This window comes from Pseudomonas silesiensis (assembly GCF_001661075.1).
In the GTDB taxonomy this organism is placed as follows: Bacteria; Pseudomonadota; Gammaproteobacteria; order Pseudomonadales; family Pseudomonadaceae; genus Aquipseudomonas; species Aquipseudomonas silesiensis.
This window is the reverse complement of record NZ_CP014870.1, coordinates 1,861,789-1,884,247: the sequence shown is the minus strand read 5'-3', so window position 1 is coordinate 1,884,247 and position 22,459 is coordinate 1,861,789. Positions and strand designations below refer to the sequence as shown.

General features: G+C 56.0%; 17 protein-coding genes and 1 pseudogene. 13 read left to right on the top strand and 5 right to left on the bottom strand.

Annotated elements, in window-relative coordinates; all coding sequences use genetic code 11:
* Positions 1–349: 349 nt before the first annotated feature.
* On the bottom strand, positions 350–601 hold the full coding sequence (gene tusA / locus PMA3_RS08560; protein WP_064676748.1) for a sulfurtransferase TusA: 252 nt from the start codon (positions 599–601) through the stop codon (positions 350–352).
* 310 nt (positions 602–911) lie between these two features.
* Positions 912–1,985 (bottom strand): 23S rRNA (cytidine(2498)-2'-O)-methyltransferase RlmM, encoded by a 1,074-nt coding sequence (gene rlmM, locus PMA3_RS08555; RefSeq protein ID WP_064676747.1) that lies wholly within the window; start codon positions 1,983–1,985, stop codon positions 912–914.
* Positions 1,986–2,207: 222 nt separating this feature from the next.
* Between rlmM and acnA the strand changes: the two genes are divergently transcribed.
* Positions 2,208–4,949 (top strand): aconitate hydratase AcnA, encoded by a 2,742-nt coding sequence (gene acnA / locus PMA3_RS08550; RefSeq protein ID WP_064676746.1) that lies wholly within the window; start codon positions 2,208–2,210, stop codon positions 4,947–4,949.
* Positions 4,950–5,138: 189 nt separating this feature from the next.
* On the opposite strand, the gene PMA3_RS08545 is transcribed toward acnA, so the two are convergent.
* Positions 5,139–6,026: a mechanosensitive ion channel family protein gene (locus tag PMA3_RS08545; protein ID WP_064676745.1), complete on the bottom strand. Its 888-nt coding sequence runs from the start codon at positions 6,024–6,026 to the stop codon at positions 5,139–5,141.
* Positions 6,027–6,321: 295 nt separating this feature from the next.
* On the opposite strand from PMA3_RS08545, the gene PMA3_RS08540 reads away from it, so the two are divergent.
* The gene (locus PMA3_RS08540; RefSeq protein WP_064676744.1) at positions 6,322–7,221 is read left to right on the top strand and encodes a hypothetical protein; all 900 of its coding nucleotides are present in this window, start codon (positions 6,322–6,324) and stop codon (positions 7,219–7,221) included.
* Between the two features lie 187 nt (positions 7,222–7,408).
* Here the strand turns inward: PMA3_RS08540 and PMA3_RS08535 are convergent, their stop codons facing one another.
* Positions 7,409–7,798: a hypothetical protein gene (locus PMA3_RS08535; protein ID WP_064676743.1), complete on the bottom strand. Its 390-nt coding sequence runs from the start codon at positions 7,796–7,798 to the stop codon at positions 7,409–7,411.
* 119 nt (positions 7,799–7,917) lie between these two features.
* Positions 7,918–8,289 carry a DUF6124 family protein gene (locus PMA3_RS08530; RefSeq protein ID WP_064676742.1) on the bottom strand — a complete coding sequence of 124 codons (372 nt, stop codon included), beginning with the start codon at positions 8,287–8,289 and terminating at the stop codon, positions 7,918–7,920.
* A 650-nt stretch (positions 8,290–8,939) separates the two neighbouring features.
* Between PMA3_RS08530 and PMA3_RS08525 the strand changes: the two genes are divergently transcribed.
* The 11 genes and pseudogenes from PMA3_RS08525 (at position 8,940) to pseI (ending at position 22,353) form a co-directional block, all read left to right on the top strand.
* Positions 8,940–9,728: a CPBP family intramembrane glutamic endopeptidase gene (locus tag PMA3_RS08525; protein WP_064676741.1), complete on the top strand. Its 789-nt coding sequence runs from the start codon at positions 8,940–8,942 to the stop codon at positions 9,726–9,728.
* A gap of 218 nt (positions 9,729–9,946) precedes the next feature.
* The gene (locus PMA3_RS08520) at positions 9,947–10,381 is read left to right on the top strand and encodes a low molecular weight protein-tyrosine-phosphatase (RefSeq protein WP_064676740.1); all 435 of its coding nucleotides are present in this window, start codon (positions 9,947–9,949) and stop codon (positions 10,379–10,381) included.
* Between the two features lie 24 nt (positions 10,382–10,405).
* Positions 10,406–12,640, top strand: a complete 2,235-nt coding sequence (locus tag PMA3_RS08515) for a polysaccharide biosynthesis tyrosine autokinase (protein WP_064676739.1) — start codon at positions 10,406–10,408, stop codon at positions 12,638–12,640.
* A gap of 54 nt (positions 12,641–12,694) precedes the next feature.
* A complete protein-coding gene (rfaH, locus tag PMA3_RS08510; RefSeq protein ID WP_064676738.1) occupies positions 12,695–13,201 on the top strand; it encodes a transcription/translation regulatory transformer protein RfaH in 507 nt (168 codons plus the stop codon).
* A gap of 856 nt (positions 13,202–14,057) precedes the next feature.
* Positions 14,058–15,420 (top strand): annotated as a pseudogene (locus tag PMA3_RS08505) (undecaprenyl-phosphate glucose phosphotransferase).
* Positions 15,421–15,492: 72 nt separating this feature from the next.
* Positions 15,493–16,782 carry a lipopolysaccharide biosynthesis protein gene (locus tag PMA3_RS08500; RefSeq protein ID WP_064676737.1) on the top strand — a complete coding sequence of 430 codons (1,290 nt, stop codon included), beginning with the start codon at positions 15,493–15,495 and terminating at the stop codon, positions 16,780–16,782.
* Complete coding sequence (gene pseB, locus PMA3_RS08495) at positions 16,783–17,781, top strand: UDP-N-acetylglucosamine 4,6-dehydratase (inverting) (RefSeq protein ID WP_064676736.1); 999 nt, start codon at positions 16,783–16,785, stop codon at positions 17,779–17,781.
* 3 nt (positions 17,782–17,784) lie between these two features.
* The gene (pseC, locus tag PMA3_RS08490) at positions 17,785–18,945 is read left to right on the top strand and encodes a UDP-4-amino-4,6-dideoxy-N-acetyl-beta-L-altrosamine transaminase (protein ID WP_064676735.1); all 1,161 of its coding nucleotides are present in this window, start codon (positions 17,785–17,787) and stop codon (positions 18,943–18,945) included.
* Positions 18,942–19,637: a pseudaminic acid cytidylyltransferase gene (pseF, locus tag PMA3_RS08485; protein WP_064676734.1), complete on the top strand. Its 696-nt coding sequence runs from the start codon at positions 18,942–18,944 to the stop codon at positions 19,635–19,637. The genes pseC and pseF overlap by 4 nt, the downstream gene beginning before the upstream one ends.
* Positions 19,638–19,639: 2 nt before the next feature.
* On the top strand, positions 19,640–21,283 hold the full coding sequence (pseG, locus tag PMA3_RS08480; protein WP_420848687.1) for a UDP-2,4-diacetamido-2,4,6-trideoxy-beta-L-altropyranose hydrolase: 1,644 nt from the start codon (positions 19,640–19,642) through the stop codon (positions 21,281–21,283).
* A gap of 11 nt (positions 21,284–21,294) precedes the next feature.
* On the top strand, positions 21,295–22,353 hold the full coding sequence (gene pseI / locus PMA3_RS08475) for a pseudaminic acid synthase (RefSeq protein WP_064676733.1): 1,059 nt from the start codon (positions 21,295–21,297) through the stop codon (positions 22,351–22,353).
* Positions 22,354–22,459 lie beyond the last annotated feature (106 nt).

Below are 22,459 nucleotides of genomic sequence, written 5' to 3'. Positions count from 1 at the left end.
CCGCCTTCACCGTAGGAGCCAGGCTTGCCGGCGAAGGCGTCTTTATGGGCGGTGCAAGGCTTGAGGCCGCCTTCGCGGGCAAGCCTCGCTCCTACAGGCGAAGGCGTCTTCATGGGCGGTGCAAGGCTCGAGGCCGCCTTCACCGTAGGAGCCAGGCTTGCCGGCGAAAGCGTCTTCATGGGCGGTGCAAGGCTTGAGGCCGCCTTCACCGTAGGAGCCAGGCTTGCCGGCGAAAGCGTCTTCATGGGCGGTACAAGGCTCGAGGCCGCCTTCGCGGGCAAGCCTCGCTCCTACAGGCGAAGGCGTTTTCGCCAGCGCCAACAGGGGGCCATAACGCCCACTCAGGTTTTTAACCGGACTTCTTGCGGATCCAGTAAAGGTAGGTGCCTGCCGCTTCATGCTGCCCCACCAATTCATGGTCAAGAAACACACAAAACTTGGGAATGTCGCGACGGGTCGACGGATCGGTGGCGATCACCTTCAGCAGGCCGCCGGGCACCAGGTCACGGATGTGCTGGTGCAACATCATCACCGGCTCCGGACAGTTGAGGCCGGTGGCGTCGAGGGTGCCGTCTACCGGCGTTTCGATCATTTCACTCATGGTTCACTCCTGAAACTTGCCGGCATTGTCGCGCATTGCCGGGTTTAACGTCATCTATGGCATCACGCCACACCCTGTGGGAGCGGGCTTGCCCGCGATGGCGGACTCACATTCAACATCGATGTCGCCTGACCCACCGCTTTCGCTGGCAAGCCAGCTCCCACAGGGGGGGCTGTGTCGATCACAGGACCCAGGCACGACGCCAGTTCACTGTGGGAGCGAGCTTGCTCGCGATGAGGGCGTCACATTCAACATCTATGTCGACTGACCCACCGCTTTCGCTGGCAGCTCCACAGGGGCTCCGCGTGTATCACCGGGATTTCGGTTTCTTCACATCCAGCCGCCGCAAATGGCACGTCACTTCTTCCCGATCGTGATACAGCTGCTTGCAACCAATCTCCACCCGAATCCCCCGCTCCTTGAACCCGTCGGCAATCCGTTCCAGCAACCGCTTCACCTCAGCATACCGCTGCTTCATCGGCAACTTCAGGTTAACCACCGCTTCCCGGCAATGCCCCTCGCCAATCCACTCCTCCAGCATCGCCGCATTACGCGCCGGTTTCTCGACGATGTCGCACACCATCCAGTCCACCGGCTGCCGCGGCTTGAAGGTAAACCCGTCAGCCATCAAATGCTGCACCAGCCCGGTCTCCATCAGGCTCTCCGCCATCGGCCCATTGTCGATAGCCGTCACCAACATCCCACGATTAACCAGCTGCCAGGTCCAGCCACCCGGCGCAGCGCCAAGGTCAACGCCAGTCATATCACTGTGCAACCGCTCATCCCACTGATCCCGCGGAATAAAGTGGTGCCACGCCTCCTCCAGCTTCAACGTCGAGCGGCTCGGCGCCTCGCGCGGAAACTTCAGGCGCGGAATGCCCATCGGCCACATCGCCGAGTTATTCGACTCCGCCAGCCCCATAAACACTTCGCGCCCGCTTTTAAACGTCAGCAGCAACCGCGGTTTAAAAGGATCCTCCACCAACTTGCCAGCCGCCATCAGCGCTTTACGCAGATGCCCCTCAAACTTCTTGCAGAAGTTCGACAGCTCCTTGCCATCATTGGTGTCGACCATCTCCAACCACAAGCTACCGCACAGCGGAAAATCCGCCATGTGCGCAAGGATCACACTGATCCGGTCAGTCTCCGGCAGATCGATAAAAATCCCCCGGGCCCACTGCCGCGGAAAAATCAGATCAGCAAAACGCTGACCGCGCATCAACCGCTCGGCGCCGTCTTCCTCGGTGCAGATGAATTCGGCGCAGGCACTGGCGGTCTTGGCCTTGGCATAACCGGCCACGTTCAGCCGTGCGGCGTGTTCGGAAATCTCGGAACAGACTTCGCCTTCGAAGCCCGGCCGGCAATGCATAAAGAGGGTGTTCATTCTTACTCCTGGGCAGATGGCGAGACATTCAACCACTGCGCGATGCCCAGACTTGCGTTGAAGCAAAGCCTGTCACGAAAACCGGCGCATGATAGCCGAGTTCGGAACCTTGGACTTGTCCATAGAGTCCAGTTATTAGCCAGCTACTGAAAACAGGGCTAGCTTTAATGCTCTGTCCGTCCCCTCAGTCCGTAGCCGTGCGGACTTCAAGGAGTGATCGTAATGCCGTCCCTCGATAGCCTGAACACCCTTAAAACCCTGCAAGTCGACGACAAGACCTACCACTATTTCAGCCTCCCCGACGCCGCTAAAAGCCTCGGCGACCTGGACCAGCTGCCGATGTCGCTGAAAGTCCTGCTGGAAAACCTGCTGCGCTGGGAAGACGACAAAACCGTCACCAGCGCCGACCTCAAGGCCATCGCCGCCTGGCTCAAGGAGCGGCGCAGCGATCGCGAAATCCAGTACCGCCCGGCGCGGGTCCTGATGCAAGACTTCACCGGCGTGCCCGCCGTGGTCGACCTGGCCGCCATGCGCGCCGCCATGGCCAAGGCCGGTGGCGACCCGCAGCGGATCAACCCGCTGTCACCGGTGGACCTGGTGATCGACCACTCAGTGATGGTCGACAAATTCGGCAGCGCCAGCGCCTTCGAACAAAACGTCGACATCGAAATGCAGCGCAACGGTGAACGCTACGCCTTCCTGCGCTGGGGCCAGAGCGCCTTCGACAACTTCAGCGTGGTGCCACCGGGCACCGGCATCTGCCACCAGGTCAACCTGGAATACCTCGGGCGCACCGTCTGGACCAAGGACGAGGACGGCCGCACCTACGCCTTCCCCGACACCCTGGTCGGCACCGACTCCCACACCACCATGATCAACGGCCTCGGCGTACTCGGCTGGGGCGTCGGCGGGATCGAAGCGGAAGCGGCGATGCTCGGCCAACCGGTGTCGATGCTGATCCCCGAAGTGATCGGCTTCAAACTCACCGGCAAGCTCAAGGAAGGCATCACCGCCACCGACCTGGTGCTCACCGTCACCCAGATGCTGCGCAAAAAAGGCGTGGTCGGCAAATTCGTCGAGTTCTACGGTGACGGCCTCGCCGACCTGCCCCTGGCCGACCGCGCGACCATCGCCAACATGGCTCCGGAATACGGCGCCACCTGCGGCTTCTTCCCGGTGGACGACATCACCCTCGACTACCTGCGCCTCTCCGGCCGGCCGCTGGCCACGGTAAAACTGGTCGAAGCCTACTGCAAGGCCCAGGGCCTGTGGCGCCTGCCCGGCAAAGAACCGATCTTCACCGACAGCCTGGCCCTGGACATGGGCAGCGTCGAAGCCAGCCTCGCCGGGCCGAAACGCCCGCAAGACCGCGTCTCCCTGCCCAACGTCCCGCAGGCCTTCAGTGACTTCACCGACCTGCAATTCAAACCCACCAGCAAGGAAGAAGGCCGCCTGGAAAGCGAAGGCGGCGGTGGCGTCGCCGTCGGTAACGCCGACCTGGCCGGCGAAGCGGACTACGACTACGAAGGCCAGACCTACCGCCTGAAAAACGGCGCCGTGGTCATCGCCGCCATCACCTCCTGCACCAACACCTCCAACCCGAGCGTGATGATGGCCGCCGGCCTGGTGGCGAAAAAAGCCGTGGAAAAAGGCCTCAAGCGCAAACCCTGGGTCAAGAGCTCCCTGGCGCCCGGCTCGAAAGTGGTCACCGACTACTACAAGGCCGCCGGCCTGACCCAGTACCTCGATGCACTCGGCTTCGACCTGGTCGGTTATGGCTGCACCACCTGCATCGGCAACTCCGGCCCCTTGGCGGAGCCGATCGAAAAAGCCATCCAGCAAGCCGACCTCACCGTCGCCTCCGTACTCTCAGGCAACCGCAACTTCGAAGGCCGCGTACACCCGCTGGTGAAAACCAACTGGCTGGCCTCCCCGCCCCTGGTCGTCGCCTATGCCCTGGCCGGCACCGTGCGGATGGACATCAGCAGCGAACCCCTGGGCACCGACCAGGACGGCAACCTGGTGTACCTGCGCGACATCTGGCCGAGCACCCAGGAAATCGCCGACGCCGTGAACCAGGTCAACACCGCCATGTTCCACAAGGAATACGCCGAAGTCTTCGCCGGCGACGAACAATGGCAAGCGATCGAAGTGCCCCAGGCCGCGACCTACGTCTGGCAGGACGACTCGACCTACATCCAGCACCCACCGTTCTTCGACGACATCGGCGGCCCGCCCCCGGTGGTCAAGGACGTCGCCGGCGCCCGGGTCCTCGCCCTGCTCGGCGACTCGGTCACCACCGACCACATCTCCCCGGCCGGCAACATCAAGGCCGACAGCCCCGCCGGCCACTACCTGCGCGACAAAGGCGTGGAACCGCGCGACTTCAACTCCTACGGCTCCCGTCGCGGCAACCACGAAGTGATGATGCGCGGCACCTTCGCCAACATCCGCATCCGCAACGAAATGCTCGGCGGCGAAGAAGGCGGCAACACGATCTACATCCCCACCGGCGAAAAAATCCCGATCTACGACGCCGCCATGCGCTACCAGGCCGCCGGCACCCCACTGGTGGTCATCGCCGGCCAGGAATACGGCACCGGCTCCAGCCGCGACTGGGCCGCCAAAGGCACCAACCTGCTCGGCGTCAAAGCCGTCATCGCCGAAAGCTTCGAACGCATCCACCGCTCCAACCTGGTCGGCATGGGCGTCCTGCCCCTGCAATTCAAACTCGACCAAAACCGCAAAAGCCTCAACCTCACCGGCAAAGAAACCCTCGACATCCTCGGCCTGACCAACGTCGAACTCACACCGCGAATGAACCTGACCCTCGTCATCACCCGCCCCGACGGCAGCCGCGAAAAAGTCGAAGTCCTGTGCCGGATCGACACCCTGAACGAAGTGGAATACTTCAAATCAGGCGGCATCCTCCACTACGTCCTGCGACAACTAATCGCTTCCTGACCACAAACCGGGGTTGGTGCCCAACACCAACCCCCAAAAGGTCTGATAGCCAGACCCAAACCTCACATCCCCCCCAACACCTGTGGGAGCTGGCTTGCCAGCGAAAGCGGCCGATCAGCCACCACCCCATCGCCTGACACACCGCGATGGCGATGTCAGATATTTGAATGTACCGCCCTCAATAACCGCTCACCCAACCTCCCGACCAACCCCTCCCAAACTCCGCTGACTCTCACCAACCACCCCACTCACCAAATCAATCTCAACCTGCCCATCCCCCCTATTCTTCAACACCTCCCGAATCACCCCATTCGCATCAAACCGCACCGCCCCATAATGCTCACTGTGACAACACAACCGCACCATCAACACCACCGACTCCGAATTCACCCCCACCAACCGAACATCAACCGCCGGCGCCGACAACACATTAGCCACCTTCCCCAACCGCTGCTGCAGCAACCCCACCACCACCCGCTCATCCGTCTCGAACGGCAACGAAAACGACAACTCCACCCGCCGAAAATCATTACTGGAAAAGTTCTGAATAGTGTCCGAAAAAATCTTGTTATTACCCACCAGCGTCAACACGTTATCCGCCGTATTAACAGTCGTCACAAACAACCCGATCTCAGTCACCGTCCCCACCACCCCGCCCGCCCCAATCTCATCCCCCACCTTGAACGGCCGCAACACAATGATGAACCCACCCGCCGCCAGATTCGCCAACAACCCCGACCAAGCCATACCAATCGCCAACCCAACCGCCGCCAGAATCGCGGCAAAACTGGTCGTCTCAATCCCGCAATACCCAAGAATGGCAATCACCAGAATGATATTCAGCGTGACCGTGATAAATGACCCGACATACCGCAACACCGTCGGATCAATCTTTTGCCGGGTCATCGAGCGCTGAACAAACCGGACAATAAAACTGATCATCCATCGGCCCACTATCCAGAACAGCACCGCAAAAATAATCTTCAAGCCAAAAGCAGACCCGTACTGAATGAGCAAGTCCACTAGTTCATTGGCTTTATCGACACTGTCACTGGCAACGCTATTAAGTTCGTCCATGACGGAGTACCCCTCACCAGGAGAAGAAAGTTAAACACCCTCTCCTGCAGCCTCCTCACATCAACACCCGCTGTCTACTGTCAACTTTGACAGGTGCGAACCGTTAATGCTTTGACACTGACAAGTTCGACCAACGACTCCTGCGAGTTGATAGCAGGCAATACCGTCCGTCACTTCAACGATCAGCCTGTCATTGTTGACAGGTTTCTTTATGAAGTTTTTCCCCTAGCTTGAAGTTGCATCACCGCCGTGCAGCCCCCTACTACGATCATTACCGACATGGAGATCGTCAGTCATGACACTTGCCTCAAAAAACCCTGATCAACATGCCCGGATTGCAATCGACATCGCGCAGATGGCCACAAGCATCGCGGTACAGCCGCCGTATTTCGCTTTCACCTCGCTGTATACGCTGCCTGACGAATGGGACATCTACGGTGAATTCACCCCCGAACAACCGCGAGGCAATGAACAAGGGCCATTGGCAACCGCCGAGGCAGGCCGTCATCTGGCCATTCTGGGATCCTGCGCCGCGGCCCTGACCCAGCCTGAAGGAACGCGCGTGTACTACCTGGCATCACGCGCCCAATGGGACCTGCGTTACTACCCCACCGGGCTCGGCCACACACCCTCGATGACCGCCAGGGCGAAAATCGTCGAACAGACGCGCAAAACCGTCACCGCCAAAACTCAACTTCTTCTGCGCGGGCACCTGTTCGCAGAATTGGTCGTGAGCTACCACGTCCTGGCAGAAAAGACCTTTGAGAAACTCTTCGCCAGTTATCGAACGCCAGCGTCTTTACCCTCCGGCCAGTCTCCCTATGCCGAAGCGCTCCAATTGTCGGTGCTTGAGCGCAGCAAACAGGAGATCACCGCCTGCAGCGTTGGATTCTGCGCCGCACGGTGCGAAGGACATTTTCCGCAATACGCCACGTGGCCGGTCGCCGTCATTATGTACGGAATGAGTCAGGCCCTGTCCCGGCTACTGGATCACAAGATGAGGCGAGCCGTTTCCTACAGGCTTTCGCATGTGACGTTAGACGCAGCCGAACTGGTGCCGGCGGCCAGGCAACTGCAGTTCCATGCCCGCCTTTCTTCCATGGATGACAACGGCAAGTACTGTGATGTGGTGTGCAGCGCTGCCAATGCGGGGCGGGTGATTGCCACGGCTTGCGCTGAAGTTGCGATTGAGTGAAAGGATTAATGCTCGATAAAGGGGAATGCATCCTGGCGGATGCGCAGGCCAAGGAAAGGCTTCGGGCCGCGTAATGATTGCCAGGCGGTTGCTCTTTTTAGATGGGTCGTTAAAAATGGCCATGAGCGCGAAACCAGTTGCCTCCAGCGGCAATAACTGGCGTAGGAACCCCGTCGATGGCTGGACATCAGCGTAGGGTGAGACCTCCACACCCCTGCTTGAGGGTGTGCATATGAATATCAAGCAGATTTTTAAGGGCAGTTCGAAAGAACCGCCCTTTTTCTTTGGCTGTCATAAAGCAGCGCTCACGCGCGTCAAAGCGTTTTTCTACGATGTGATAGATGCTGCCCCTATGGATTGTCACCAGTCCCATGGGGGTAACGACATCAATTGAAATGACGGCAGGATCGATGAACCCCAAGTGTTGTTCCATCAGCTCAATCGCCGCCTGATGATCAGTCGCTGCATCAATTTCTTCTATCGCAGCCGAACGCAACTCACGCTCAAGGCTACGCAGATCCGGCAATCCATGCTCAACCCACGTAGGTTGATTTTTCTTTTCTCTTATCGGCGGCATTCAAAGCGTCCATAAATGCCGCCTCCAGCAGTTGGGCATTTCTAAAAGACCGCAGTCGTCCTATCGAGGCCACTGCGGAACCCAGCGGGAGCACACTCCCTCACCACGGCTGATCGTTGCTACTCGGATGCATCTATCCGATCCAGCGCCCGATTCACCGCCAACTCGCCCAACATGATGACCTGCGCAATACCCAACAGCGAATTACGGCTAGTCCCATCCAGATGATCCGCCAGGTCCATGGCCATGACATTGGCCGACGCCAGGGATTCGCAAGCGTGGCCCAGCAGGGTTTCGACATCGACTTGCGGGTTAACGATGAACATGCTGTCGAGTTGCCTCGGGGTGGCTTTGATAACAGCGGCGTGGGCGGCAGGGTTGGCGTAGAAATCGAGGGCGCGTTTGACAAGCTCGTCGTGATTTTCTGAATCGGGGGGCTGGTGCAGCGATGTCGGATCGGTGTCCGGCGGGTTGGGCGTTACTTTGAACATGGATACAACTCCTTGTACTACAAAACAGGGAGCCATCAACCTCGCTACCAAACGAAGGGTGGTGGCCATACGCAGGTTGGTAGACCGGGTACAAGGAAACCGGCGCGCCCGAAGGTGCCCTGTGCATGACCACCATAAAGCAAAGACAAAAAATGCCTCAACTGGCGGTGCAGTACACCTTGTATGACCCGGGCTACCAAACCCGATCGCTGGTTTTCAGCGACCGGCAAACGATAGAGCCCCGATCCAAGGCGCACAAGCCGGCGGATTCTGACGTAACCGTAGGCAATGGAGCAAGACGTTGTAGCCTGTGAGAAGTAACCTACAGGCCTTTTAAACACGCGCCGCCTTGGAGTGTTTAATGCGAGAATTAAGCTTCAAAAATGCCGCACGCAGAGTTTATATGCCGACCATCATCTAACATCCAACTTCAGTACCTGTGGGAGCGAGCTTGCTCGCGATGGCGTCCTACCAAACACCATCAATCCCAAACTCACCACCCCAATATCGACACACCCCGCTCTAGCTCACCCACCCAAAAACACCAACCTCAACCCTCCCCAACAAATCCCCCTCCACCTCCATTGCCCACCCACCCCAACATCTGCCTAAATGCCCACATAAAACCAAGCCCCCCTCAAGGAAGACCCATGCTCCGACTGCCCTGGCCGTACCTCACGCTACTCACCGCCGGCTACGTCCTAGCACTCACCCACGGCCAACTCTCCCTCCAGGCAGCCCTCCCCCTCACCCTGCTCCTGCTCGCCGGCATCGCCGTCCAACCACAAAACCACCCCTACGCCCGCTACCTCGGCCACACCCTATTCATCCTCCTGGCCCTAACCCTGGCCCTCCACTACCTGCCAGGCTTCCACAACGCCCAAGTCATCCCCCCACAACACCTCAGCGAAAACGCCATCCCCTTCTCGATGTACCTCAACCTCGACAAACCCCTGATCGGCTTCTGGCTCATCCTCGCCTGCCCCTGGATCATCGCCCAACGCTCACTCAACCAAACCCTCAAAACCAGCACCATCACCCTCAGCCTCACCGCCCTGCTCACCCTCGCCAGCGCCTGCCTGCTCGGCATCATCGAATGGTCACCCAAATGGCCCGACGTCGCCCGACTCTGGCTCCTCAACAACCTCCTGCTGGTCACCCTGGTCGAAGAAGCCCTGTTCCGCGGCTATATACAAGGCGGCCTCACCCAACGACTCAAACACCTGCCCTACGGCGAACACTTCGCCCTGCTATTCGCCGCGCTATTGTTCGGCCTGGCCCACTGGGGCGCCGGCTGGCAATGGGTCTTCCTGGCGACCCTGGCCGGCATCGGCTACGGCCTGGCCTACCGCTTCGGCGGATTGGCCGCCGCAGTCGCCACGCACTTCGGCTTGAATCTGCTGCACTTTGGCCTATTCACCTACCCAATGCTGGCATAATAGTATTGCCGACAAAGGCAAACGCTTGTATGAGAGAAAGTAACGGCCGAGCCTTGACCCTCCCCCCCTACGCCACTACAGTGCACGCTTTTGAAATGGCCCCGGCAGCAGCAATGCACCGGAGAAAGCCGTACTGTTGCGCTGGAAAGGAATTCCATCCCCCTCCTCCTGCTGCCTGTGCGGTCACCACACTCGTACCGCAACCTGCGCAGCCTCCTATGTTCAATAAAATCCTTGTCGTTTGCATCGGCAACATCTGCCGCAGCCCCACCGTCGAAGCCCTGCTTAAAAGCAGACTGGCCCATCGCGGCATCGACGTCAGTTCGGCGGGCCTCGGCGCGCTTGTAGACAAACCCATGGACAGCACCGCGCTGGAAGTCTTGCGCGAACATGGCGGCGATCTCCCCGACCACAAAGGCCGGCAACTGACTCGAGAAATGCTGCAACAGGCCGATATAGTCCTGACCATGGAAAAACGCCACGTGGAGAGCATCGCGCGAATGGCGCCGGAAGTGCGTGGTAAGACGTTCCTGCTGGGCAAGTGGCAGAAAGACCAGGAAATTCCCGACCCCTACCGCCAGCAGAAAGTCGCCTTCGAACACGTTTACCGACTGATGACGCAAGGCGTCGACAGCTGGTCGAAAAAATTATAATCACCTCTTGTAAAAGTACCCCGCATGACGAGCCCAAACAGCGCACCCATTCAAGAACACCGCGACGACGATGATAATATCGATCTGCTCGCGTTACTCGGCACCTTGATCGATAGCAAGTGGATCATCATCGGTATCACCGCGTTGTTTTGCGCAATCGGTGTTGCAGTCGCTCTGCTGTCAACGCCGATCTATCAGGCTAATGCACTCGTCCAGGTCGAAGAAAAGAAAGGCGGCATGTCTGCGCTAGGCGGCATGGGTGAAATGGGCGAAATGTTTGGCGGCACCTCCCCGGCGGTGACCGAAATCGAGCTGCTCAAATCCCGTGCAGTTCTGGGCAGGGCTGTGGAGAACCTCAAGCTCGACATAATCATAGAGCCTAACTACTTTCCTTTGATCGGCCACTTCCTGAGCCGGCGCTTTCAGCCAACCAGCCTAAATGAGCTGGCCCCACCATCGCTTGGCTTGAATAGCTATACATGGGGTGGAGAAAAACTCGATATCTTTCAGCTGGAGGTGCCGGATGATTACCTGGGTACAGAGCTAACACTACGCGCGGAAGGCGCTGGCGCTTTCACATTGCTCAATGATGATGACGAAGTACTCATCAAGGGACAGGCTGGCGAAAAACTCGAGCAAGATGGTTTCAAGGTGCAAATTGCCACTCTTAATGCCAATGCAGGTTCGCTTTTCAGCGTTACCAAACAGCGCCGCCTAAACACAATTCTGCAGTACCAGGAAGATGTGTCGGCAAGTGAGCGCGGCAAAGAATCCGGCATCATCGGTCTGTCGCTGGAAAACGAAAATCCCGCGCTGGCCAAAAAAGTGCTGGATGAGATCAACCGTCTTTATGTACTGCAGAATGTCCAGCGCAACTCCGCCGAGGCCGCGCAAAGCCTCGAGTTCCTGCGCACGCAACTACCGGATGTGCGCAAGCAGCTGGAAAAAGCCGAAGGCCAGCTCAACGCCTACCAGACAAGCGCTCGATCGGTGGACATCACCATCGAAACCAAAGCCGTGCTTGATCAGATCGTCGCCTTGGAAACGCTTATTTCCGAGCTGAAGCTCAAGCAAGCGGAAATGGAGCACCGATTCACGCGCGAGCACCCGGCCTACCAGGCTTTGATGACCCAGATGGGCCAACTCGACCAACAGAAACGCGCACTGGAAAAGAAAGTTAAAAACCTGCCAGAAACCCAGCAGGAACTGCTGCGCCTTGCCCGCGACATGCAGGTCACCACCGAGATTTACACCCAACTGCTGAACAAAACCCAGGAACTGGACATCGTCCGCGCAGGCACGGTGGGCAACGTGCGGATTATCGACTCCGCGGATGCGAATATTGAAAAACCGGTCAAACCGAAAAAACCGCTGATAGTGCTGATCGCCACCCTGCTCGGTGGATTGATTGCAGTGGCTTACGTACTGATCCGCAAAGCATTGAACCGCGGCATCGAAGACCCAGAGGCCATTGAACAATTAGGCATCCCGGTTTACGCCTCCATCCCGCTCAGCAAGGGACAGTCCCTTATTGAAAGTAATGTTAAAGGTAATGGCCGCAACATTACTGGCTCTCTGCTGTTGGCGGTGAACAACCCCGCTGACCTCGCCGTGGAGTCGTTGCGCAGTCTGCGTACCAGCCTGCACTTCGCGACACTAGAAGCCAAGAACAACATCTTGATGATCTCCGGCCCGAGCCCAGCCGTAGGTAAATCTTTCGTCTCGTGCAACTTAGCTGCCATCATCGCTCAGACCGGGCAGAAGGTATTGCTGGTCGACGCCGACATGCGCAAGGGCTATTTAAACAAACTGTTCCGCCTGGATGTGAGCAATGGCTTGTCTGACCTGCTTGCCGGCAAAATCGACTTGAACACTGCGACCCACGCGACAGAAGTGGACAACTTGCACGTCATCACCCGCGGGCAGATCCCACCGAATCCGTCAGAATTGCTGATGCACAGCAACTTCACTCAATTTTTGGACAACGTCAGCAGCCAGTACGACGTCGTCATCATCGACACCCCGCCGATCCTCGCCGTCACCGATGCCGCCCTGGTCGGTCGCCAAGCGGGTACAAGCCTGATCGTGACCCGTTTCGGTGTGAATGCCGCCAAAGAAATCCTGGTGACCAAACGCCGCTTCGAGCAGAACGGCATTGTCGTCAAAGGCGCGATCTTCAACGCTGTGGAACGCAAAGCGTCCGCCTATGGTTATGGCAACTACAGCTACTACCAGTACGAATACGCTTCAGATAAATAACACCGGAATATCAGGGCAGCGCCGCTGCCCTGATCGACCCATGAGAGCCTCTGCATGCCACCCCAGCACTCGCCGCCCCGCTGGTACCTGATCCAGTGCAAACCACGGCAAGACTCACGCGCCGAGGAAAATCTGACGCGCCAAGCCTTCAAGTGCTACCGCCCCACCCATCACGTCGAACGCGTCCAGCGCGGCCGTCGCGTAGCTTCTGCAGAGTCATTGTTCCCTGGCTACCTATTCATCCAGCTCGATCAACTTAACGACAACTGGCACCCCATCCGCTCAACCCGCGGAGTGAACCAACTGGTGACGTTCGGCAAACAGCCAATTGCTGTAGCAGACGAACTCATCGACCAACTCAAACAACGACTCAACGAAAAACCATCAGAATCCGTAAAGCTTGAGCCCGGAGACCGCGTGCGAATCAATAGCGGCAGCTACAAAGAAGTCGAGGCCATGTTCCTCTCCCGTGACGGCGCCGAACGCATCGTGATCCTTCTACAGCTATTGCATCGCGAACACACACTCAGCATCCCAATCAGTGCCATTGAAAAATCCTGATCCCACGTCCCGACCTCTAAAACAAAAACAATACAATCCCCATCAACCACCCCCGTCACTACCCGCCTCGCCGCTACACCCGCCCCACCTGTAGGAGCTGAGTTTGCTCGCGATAGCGATCGACCTTAGGCCATATCCCGCGCCGCCCCAAAAAAATGACCCGCCTAATACTTCCCTTCCCCTCAGCTAACCATTAGCGCAAGCGTCATAGCCAACTGCCACCACAGTTGCACTACCTCAAGCAAAAACCCACGTCTGTACCGCTAGAAACCTCAAATACCAATAAAAAACCCCAAACTCCCCAGTCATTCCTCTCCCTAAATCCGTGATCCACTACTCAAAACACACAGTCCCGTATGTAGGATCTTTCAGTGAAGACTGTATTTGCCTTCACTTTTCCTACCAAATCAGTAAAATGCGTCGTCGGCTGAGAAAACAACTCATTTCGGCGGGATGCCATTGCACAGACTTCCTGTTGTGCAGCAGTCAAGGAAAGACTTATCTCCTCTGCGCGCCATTAACCGAGCAAAGACTCGGCCCTGCCTGATTGATCCTTTCTCCCTAAAAAATTGCCAGCGCTTGTGCATACGGCTCACGTCGCACCCACGGCGCACGTTCTCAGGAAACCAACGGTCAATCCTGGGGCGGTAGCGTGCCCAAAACCTTGATATTGGCCAAGGCAAGTGCGTCCCCTGTCACGGATACGGGGAACGCCACGACAACTACCGTTTGTGCATGAGGCCCAAACAGTAACACCAGCTGCATGGAGATTATTCCTCCTACCAGCGGGCACAGCCTGGAAGACTATGCCCATTCCAACGCGAGGGACTTTATCTTGATTCGCAAGCGCAGCACTATGATGCCAGCAGGCCGCAGCCTTACGTTCTGGGCCCAATGGCTGGCCGCAATTTCCCTTCTCATCCTCCTGCTTTGCGCACTGGCTGTGATAAAGACAGGGGAAGTCGATACTCAGTACCGCATGCTTGCAGCGTTTATGTTGCTTGGCTCAGTGCCTGCCTACTCCATGATGCAGGTTTATCACAAGCATCACGGCTACCTCGCCGGGCTTGGTCGCCGGTTGGCTGGTTTTGCTCTCAGGTTTGATGTTCATGGCGTTCATCACTAAGACCAGCGAGCTGTTCTCCCGAGAAGTGATTATCACCCTGGCTTTGTCCGGCTTCGTATTGCAGGCCTGCCTGTACGTGCCGCTTCACAATCTTGCCCGGCGCTACCAACAGAAACTTCAGGCCGCTCGCACCTCGCTGATTGTTGGCACCGGCGAACTCGCATTCGACCTCGCGGACAAACTGGCTCGGCAGAAAAAAGAACCATTAATGGGTCTAGTGGCTGCGGACGACCTGCCGTTGCCGAGCGACAGCACGTACCCAATTCTGGGCAGCCTCGCCCACCTGCGCGACCTGATTGCGACTCATCGGATTCGTCGCCTCTACATTGCACTACCACTTACAGAAGCCGAAAAGATCGAAGAGCTCTATATCGATCTGTTGGACTCCAGTGTCGATGTAATCTGGATTCCCGACCTTCAAAGCCTGATCCTGCTCAACCACTCGGTATCCGAAATCGAAGGACTGCCTGCGATACACCTTAATGAAAGCCCGTTAACGTCCTATCCTACCGCGGCGCTTTCCAAGGCCGTGTTGGATCGCACAGTCGCGCTGATCGCCATCATCCTGCTCAGTCCAGTTCTGCTGGGCACCGCCATTGCCGTAAAGCTGTCATCGCCTGGGCCCGTGCTGTTCAAACAAAAACGTCATGGCTGGAACGGCAAGATCATCAAGGTCTGGAAGTTCCGCTCCATGCGCATGCACGATGATCAGGAAGTCAAACAGGCCAGTCGTGGCGACCCTCGCATCACCCGCGTCGGCCAATTCATCCGCCGCACCTCCCTCGATGAACTGCCACAACTATTCAATGCTCTTCAAGGAAAGATGTCGCTGGTGGGCCCTCGTCCTCACGCAATAGCCCATAACGACTACTACACGGGCAAAATCGATGCCTATATGGCTCGCCATCGAATCAAACCGGGGATTACCGGTCTCGCACAGATAAGCGGTTTTCGAGGCGAAACCGAAACCATCGACAAGATGGAGAAACGTGTAGAGCTCGATCTTGCGTATATCAACAACTGGTCATTGTGGCTGGATATCAAAATACTGATCAAAACCCCATTCACCCTGTTGTCGAAGAACATCTACTGAGCTCAAAAGCGCGGCTGCAAGAGCGCCCCCGCTATCGCGCCATTAACGAATCGAACCAGACATTAGCCCCTAATGCCAGCCAAAAACATCACCCGCTTGATCAACATAGCTCTGCGCGGTATGACACTAGCCAGCAAGTTCCTGTTGATCTTTTTTCTTGCAAGGTTTCTTGAACCTGCCGAGCTAGGACTGTTTGGTTTACTCGCGGCCACCATTAGCTACGCGCTCTACCTGTTGGGCTTCGATTTCTACACATTTACCACCCGTGAGATCCTGAAGCGTGACCGTAGCGAATGGGGTGGTCTACTGAAAGATCAAGGCGCACTTTCGTTGGTGCTCTATGCAATCTTTCTACCGCTGCTCAGCTTGGTATTCATAAAAGGCTTGCTGCCTTGGCATGTCGCAGGATGGTTTTTCGCCCTTCTGGTACTCGAACATCTAACCCAAGAACTGGGTCGCTTGCTAATTGCCATATCGGAACAGCTTTTAGCAAGTGTCGTGTTGTTTCTTCGATCGGGGATCTGGGCGGTGGCTGCCACTGCATTGATGTTCGTTGCACCAGAAACGCGCTCACTAGACCTTGTATTAGGTGCCTGGACCATCGGTGGAATAGCGGCATTACTGTTAGGGGTCTACCGGCTCAATCAACTCGGCATCGCGGGATGGCATAGAAAAGTTGACTGGAAGTGGATCCGTCAGGGCCTGAAAGTCGCCATCCCTCTGCTGGTAGCAACCCTTGCGATTCGAGGCGTGTTCACGCTGGATCGCTACTGGTTTGGAAACTTGGCAGGACTCGACATTCTTGGCGCCTATGTACTCTTCATGGGGGTCTGCAATGCACTCATGTCGTTTCTCGATGCGGGCGTGTTTGCCTTTCTCTATCCGAGTTTAATCAGCGCTTTCAACAAAAAGGATTCCGACGCTTTTCGCCACGGTTTACGAAAAATGCTGATCCAAACCCTGGTATTGACGGTAGTCTTTGCTGGCATTGCGATCGTATTGTTTGACCCTCTGCTGAGCTGGTTAAACAAGCCTCTTTATCTTGAGCATCAAAATATATTTCCGTGGCTTTTATTAGCCACATTGTTATATGCGGTTGGCATGGTTCCGCATTTCGCACTTTATGCCCAAGGCCAGGACCGTCCAATTATTTACAGTCACATCGCCAGTCTAATATGCTTTATCCCAACAACCTGGCTGCTTTCCGCCCATTGGCCCTATCTCGCAATACCGCTTGGACTGTGCGCAGCTTTCGCTCTAATCCTGCTCTGGAAGTCTTGGGCGTACGTCGTCCTGACACCTAAACAATACCGCCTGTTTCAATCCCGAATTACACCAGGCATCAACCAAGGAAATCGTTGAATGTTCACCAACAAAACCATCCTCATCACTGGCGGCACTGGCTCCTTTGGCAACACTTTCGTGCCGATGACCTTGGCCAAATATAATCCAAAGAAGATCATCATCTTCTCCCGCGATGAGATGAAGCAGTGGGACATGGCGAAGAAGTTCGAAGGCGACTCCCGCGTTCGTTTCTTCATCGGTGACGTGCGTGACAAGGACCGTCTGTACCGCGCTCTGGATGGCGTCGATTATGTCGTTCATGCTGCCGCGACCAAAATTGTTCCAACCGCGGAATACAACCCATTTGAATGTGTAAAAACCAACATCAACGGCGCCATGAACCTGATCGATGTGTGCATCGACAAAGGCGTCAAAGGTGTGGTTGCGCTTTCTACCGACAAAGCGAGCAGCCCGATCAATCTGTACGGGGCGACGAAGCTGGCATCGGACAAACTGTTCGTTGCCGGTAACTCCTACGCTGGTGGTCATGACACGCGTTTTTCCGTAGTCCGCTATGGCAACGTTATGGGTTCGCGCGGTTCGGTAATTCCGTTCTTCATGTCAATCAAGGACAAGGGTGTGTTGCCAATCACCGACGATCGCATGACCCGCTTCATGATCTCCCTTGAAGAAGGCGTAGAACTGGTTTGGCATGCCTTTGAAGATATGGAAGGCGGCGAAATCTACGTTAAGAAAATCCCTTCGATGAAGGTCACAGACCTGGCTCGTGTGGTTGCACCAGAAGCAAAACAGGAAGTGGTCGGCATCCGTCCAGGCGAGAAGCTGCACGAGCAGATGATCAGCGCCGAAGACGCCTATTACACCTACGAATACCCAGAACACTTCAAAATTCTGCCGACCATCAACGGTTGGGCTACTTGTGCCAAACGCATCAAAGATGGCCAAAAAGTGCCTGAAGGTTTCGTCTACGCCAGCGACAACAACAGCGAATGGATGAGTGATGAAATGCTGGCAACCTGGATCGACCGCAACTACGAAAAAATCGGGAGCATCTGATTCATGATTCCCTACGGCCGCCAAGAAATCACCCAAACCGATATCGATGCGGTCGTGGGTGTACTGCAATCTGACTTCCTGACCCAAGGACCGATGGTTCCCCGCTTCGAACAAAGTGTCGCGCAGCACGTCGGTGCCAGCCATGCCTTGGCAGTGAACAGCGCCACCTCGGCTCTGCACATTGCCTGCCTCGCCCTCGGGCTTGGCCCGGGCGACCGGTTGTGGACAACGCCGATTACTTTCGTGGCCTCGGCTAACTGTGCGTTGTACTGCGGCGCCGAGGTCGACTTTGTCGATATCGACCCGCGCACCTACAACCTCTGCACGCAAGCCCTCGCGCTTAAGCTTGAACAGGCCGAACAAGAGGGCACGTTACCCAAAGTTTTAGTGCCGGTGCATTTGTGTGGCCAGCCTTGCGACATGCAGGCCATTCATGCACTGTCCCAACGCTATGGCTTCAAGATCATTGAAGATGCCTCCCACGCCATCGGTGGCAAGTACCAAGGGGAGTTCATCGGGAATTGTCGCTACAGCGATATCACTGTATTCAGTTTCCATCCTGTGAAGATCATTACCACTGCCGAAGGTGGCATGGCACTGACCAACGATGGCGAACTTGCGAACAAATTGGCCCTGCTACGCAGTCACGGTATTACTCGTGATCCATCTCAGATGACTCACGAGGCCGATGGCCCGTGGTACTACCAGCAGATTGATCTGGGTTTCAACTATCGGATGACCGAGTTGCAGGCCGCACTGGGTGTTACTCAGATGGAACGCCTGGATAGCTATGTGGCTCGCCGGCATCAATTGGCCCGCCGCTACGACGACCTGCTGAGCAGCCTGCCGATCAACACACCCTGGCAGCACCCGGACAGCTACTCCGGCCTGCACCTTTACGTTATTCGCTTGCAACTGGATCAAATCCAGAAGACTCACCGCGAAGTCTTTGAAGCTCTGCGAGAGCTGGGTATCGGTGTGAATCTTCACTACATTCCGGTGCACACCCAGCCTCACTATGAACGCATGGGCTTCAAGGCTGATGATTTCCCGCAGGCGCAAACCTACTACCGTGAAGCGATCAGCATCCCAATGTTCCAGACCATGACTGATGAGCAGCAGGACGAAGTCGTAGCTGCGTTACGTAAAGCGGTGCTGGAATGAATCTCGCGATCATCCCTGCCCGCGGAGGCAGCAAGCGCATCCCGCGCAAGAACATCAAACTGTTCTGCGGCAAGCCGATGATCGCGTGGTCCATTGAGGCCGCATTGCAAAGCGGGTGCTTTGATCAGGTGATTGTTTCCACCGATGATGAAGAGATAGCCGAGGTGGCTCGTTGCTATGGGGCTACTGTGCCCTTCATGCGCCCCGCGGAACTGTCCGACGATCATACCGGTACCATTCCGGTCATTCGACACGGCATTGAATGGTTCCATGCCCAAGGTCAATCCGTTGAACACACTTGCTGCCTATATGCCACCGCGCCTTTCGTCAGTCCCGAAGATATCCGCCGTGGTTTTGACACCCTAGCGGAGGTGGGCTGCGATTACGCCTTTTCGGTCACCAGTTACGCCTTCCCGATCCAGAGAGCGATTCGTCTCAACGCCGAGGGACGTGTCGAAATGTTCAACACTGAGCATTTCAACACCCGCTCCCAAGATCTTGAGGAGGCCTATCACGATGCAGGACAGTTTTACTGGGGCCGAAGTGATGCCTGGCTGCAAGGCCGTATGATCTTTAATCCGGGCTCGACTCCTGTGGTACTACCGCGGCATCGCGTACAGGACATAGATACTCCGGAGGATTGGGTACGCGCCGAGTGGTTGTTCAAGGCCATGCAGGCGGAAACGCAGTGAAGATGCAGCCGTTAAAGGTCGCTTTCCGCGTCGATGCCTCACTGCAAATAGGCACGGGGCATGTCATGCGTTGCCTGACGTTGGCCGATGCGCTCAAGTTGCAAGGCAGTGAATGCCAGTTCATTTGCCGCGAACATCCGGGCAACTTGATCGATCACATCCTCAGCAAAGGCTTTCAAGTTCATGTCTTACCTCTCAAGGGGCCGACAACAGCGAACTTGAGTGACGTTTCTGTGTCACCTGCAGAACCGCAACCGGCCCATGCCACCTGGCTGGGCTCCACTCAAGAAGAAGACGCTGACAAATGCACCGCTATTTTAAGTGAGCAGATATTTGACTGGCTGATCGTTGACCACTATGCGCTTGATGCTCGCTGGGAAACTGCACTGAAGGCGCATTACCAAAAATTGATGGTAATTGACGATCTAGCCGACCGCCCTCATCAGTGCGATCTTCTGCTGGATCAAACTTTCGGTCGGGATTCCAACGACTACACACCTTGGGTCCCTGACACTTGTACCCTGCTCTGCGGCTCAGAATACTCCTTGCTTCGGCCCGAGTTTGCGGCCTTGCGTTGCTACAGCTTGCAGCGTCGGAGAGATTGGAAACTCGAACACCTGCTCATCACCATGGGCGGCGTGGACAAGGACAACGCCACCGGGCAAATTCTGGAAGCGCTCAAATCCACTAAATTGCCCGACAATTGCCATATAACCGTGGTCATGGGGGCCACAGCTCCCTGGCTGGAAGACGTTCGTCTGCAAGCCTTGCAAATGCCTTGGCCCACAACCGTCAAGGCCGGCATCAGCGATATGGCGCAACTGATGGCCGACAGCGACCTGGCGATCGGTGCTGCCGGCGCCACTTCTTGGGAGCGCTGTTGCCTGGGCTTGCCAACCCTGATGTTGGTACTGGCAGCCAATCAACGCAAAGTTGCTCACGGCCTTGAGCATGCGGGAGCAGTTCAGGTACTTCAAGGCCCCGAAGAAATATCGACCCGTCTTCCTCATCTGCTGAACGAACTTGTATCATCGCCGTGCCTGCGAGAACGCATGAGCAGGGCAGCCACAGAAATTGCGGACGGTCACGGAGTGGCAAGCATTATCCAACAATTAGGTTCTAAATTGACTGCAAACGTACCGACAGGATCGCGGGTACGGTCGATGACCCGCGAGGATCTCGAATTAGTACTGGGATGGCGCAATCATGACGAGGTACGTCGCTATATGTACACCCAGGATGAAATCAGCCTCGCCGATCACACTCGCTGGTTCGAAAAGGCCTCTCAGGACGCCAGCCGTCACCTGCTGATTTTCGAAGACGATGGCGTTCCTCTTGGTTTTATCAATATTCATAAAATCGCTCCCGGCGGCATAGCTGATTGGGGGTTTTACGCGGCCCCCGAGGCACCACGAGGTACAGGTCGCCGGTTAGGCGAAGCCGCACTGCAATACGCCTTCAGCCACGCGGCACTGCACAAGATCTGCGGCCAAGCACTTTCGTATAATGAGCGCTCCATCAAGTTTCACTTGAAACTTGGCTTCCAACAGGAAGGCTCCCTGCGTGAACAACACTTCGACGGTCAGCGTTATCAGGATGTCGTGTGTTTCGGGCTTTTAGCCACAGACTGGCAAGCAAATAATTAAGAGATCATACTATGTCAACTATCCCAAGCATCAACATTGCCGGTCGCCGTATTGCAGCGGATGCGCCTCCCTATATTATAGCCGAGCTCTCTGCCAACCATAATGGAAGGTTAGAGACTGCATTGAAGATTATTGAAGAAGCTAAAAAGGCAGGTGCTGACGCAATTAAGTTGCAGACTTACACTGCTGACACTATCACCCTCGATTGTGACTCCGAAGAGTTTCAAATTCACGGCGGGCTTTGGGATGGCAAAACTCTGTATCAGCTCTATCAGGAAGCACACATGCCTTGGTCTTGGCATCCAGTGTTATTTGAGCATGCACGCAAGCTAGGAATTACAATATTCAGCTCACCTTTCGATAATACGGCTGTCGACTTACTGGAAGACCTCAACGCTCCGGCCTACAAGATTGCATCTTTCGAAGCGGTCGATTTACCGCTGATCAAGTATGTAGCCAGCACAGGCAAACCGATGATTATCTCAACCGGAATGGCCGATGCTGATGAGATTCAAGAAGCCATCAATGCAGCATATGAAGGCGGTTGCAAAGAGTTAGCTATTCTTCATTGCGTAAGCGGCTATCCCGCACCTGCTGAAGACTACAACCTGCGTACCATCCCGAATATGATGCAACGCTTTGGCCTAGTAACCGGCCTATCTGACCACACCTTAGATAACACTACAGCGATCACCAGCGTAGTGCTCGGGGCCTCTATTATTGAGAAGCACTTTACACTTGACCGAAATGGCGGCGGCCCGGATGACAGCTTTTCATTGGAGCCAGTCGAATTAGCTGCTTTGTGTCAGGATAGTAAAACAGCATGGTCAGCTTTGGGCAAGGTGGATTACGGCCGAAAATCTAGCGAGCTTGCAAATGTTAAATTTCGCCGCTCATTATATTTTGTAAAAAATCTAGAGGCCGGAGAAATCATAACCCACGACGCAGTTCGCAGCGTTCGTCCCGGCCATGGACTAGAGCCTAAATACTTTGAGGAAATAATAGGGAAACGCGCCGCAACTAAAATCTTATGCAACACCGCCACAGCATTTGACCTGATATGCGACTAAACATTCAGGACATAGCCAGCACATCTCTAATGTGATTTCACAAAACACTTACACTTCCAGTGCCATTTCCCAACACTAACACAAATAAAGGCAACTACGAGCCCTC

Coding starts and splice junctions, on each gene's coding strand:
- tusA (WP_064676748.1), bottom strand. CDS start 601: ATGAGTGAAATGATCGAAACGCCGGTAGACGGCACCCTCGACGCCACC.
- rlmM (WP_064676747.1), bottom strand. CDS start 1,985: ATGAACACCCTCTTTATGCATTGCCGGCCGGGCTTCGAAGGCGAAGTC.
- acnA (WP_064676746.1), top strand. CDS start 2,208: ATGCCGTCCCTCGATAGCCTGAACACCCTTAAAACCCTGCAAGTCGAC.
- PMA3_RS08545 (WP_064676745.1), bottom strand. CDS start 6,026: ATGGACGAACTTAATAGCGTTGCCAGTGACAGTGTCGATAAAGCCAAT.
- PMA3_RS08540 (WP_064676744.1), top strand. CDS start 6,322: ATGACACTTGCCTCAAAAAACCCTGATCAACATGCCCGGATTGCAATC.
- PMA3_RS08535 (WP_064676743.1), bottom strand. CDS start 7,798: ATGCCGCCGATAAGAGAAAAGAAAAATCAACCTACGTGGGTTGAGCAT.
- PMA3_RS08530 (WP_064676742.1), bottom strand. CDS start 8,289: ATGTTCAAAGTAACGCCCAACCCGCCGGACACCGATCCGACATCGCTG.
- PMA3_RS08525 (WP_064676741.1), top strand. CDS start 8,940: ATGCTCCGACTGCCCTGGCCGTACCTCACGCTACTCACCGCCGGCTAC.
- PMA3_RS08520 (WP_064676740.1), top strand. CDS start 9,947: ATGTTCAATAAAATCCTTGTCGTTTGCATCGGCAACATCTGCCGCAGC.
- PMA3_RS08515 (WP_064676739.1), top strand. CDS start 10,406: ATGACGAGCCCAAACAGCGCACCCATTCAAGAACACCGCGACGACGAT.
- rfaH (WP_064676738.1), top strand. CDS start 12,695: ATGCCACCCCAGCACTCGCCGCCCCGCTGGTACCTGATCCAGTGCAAA.
- PMA3_RS08500 (WP_064676737.1), top strand. CDS start 15,493: ATGCCAGCCAAAAACATCACCCGCTTGATCAACATAGCTCTGCGCGGT.
- pseB (WP_064676736.1), top strand. CDS start 16,783: ATGTTCACCAACAAAACCATCCTCATCACTGGCGGCACTGGCTCCTTT.
- pseC (WP_064676735.1), top strand. CDS start 17,785: ATGATTCCCTACGGCCGCCAAGAAATCACCCAAACCGATATCGATGCG.
- pseF (WP_064676734.1), top strand. CDS start 18,942: ATGAATCTCGCGATCATCCCTGCCCGCGGAGGCAGCAAGCGCATCCCG.
- pseG (WP_420848687.1), top strand. CDS start 19,640: ATGCAGCCGTTAAAGGTCGCTTTCCGCGTCGATGCCTCACTGCAAATA.
- pseI (WP_064676733.1), top strand. CDS start 21,295: ATGTCAACTATCCCAAGCATCAACATTGCCGGTCGCCGTATTGCAGCG.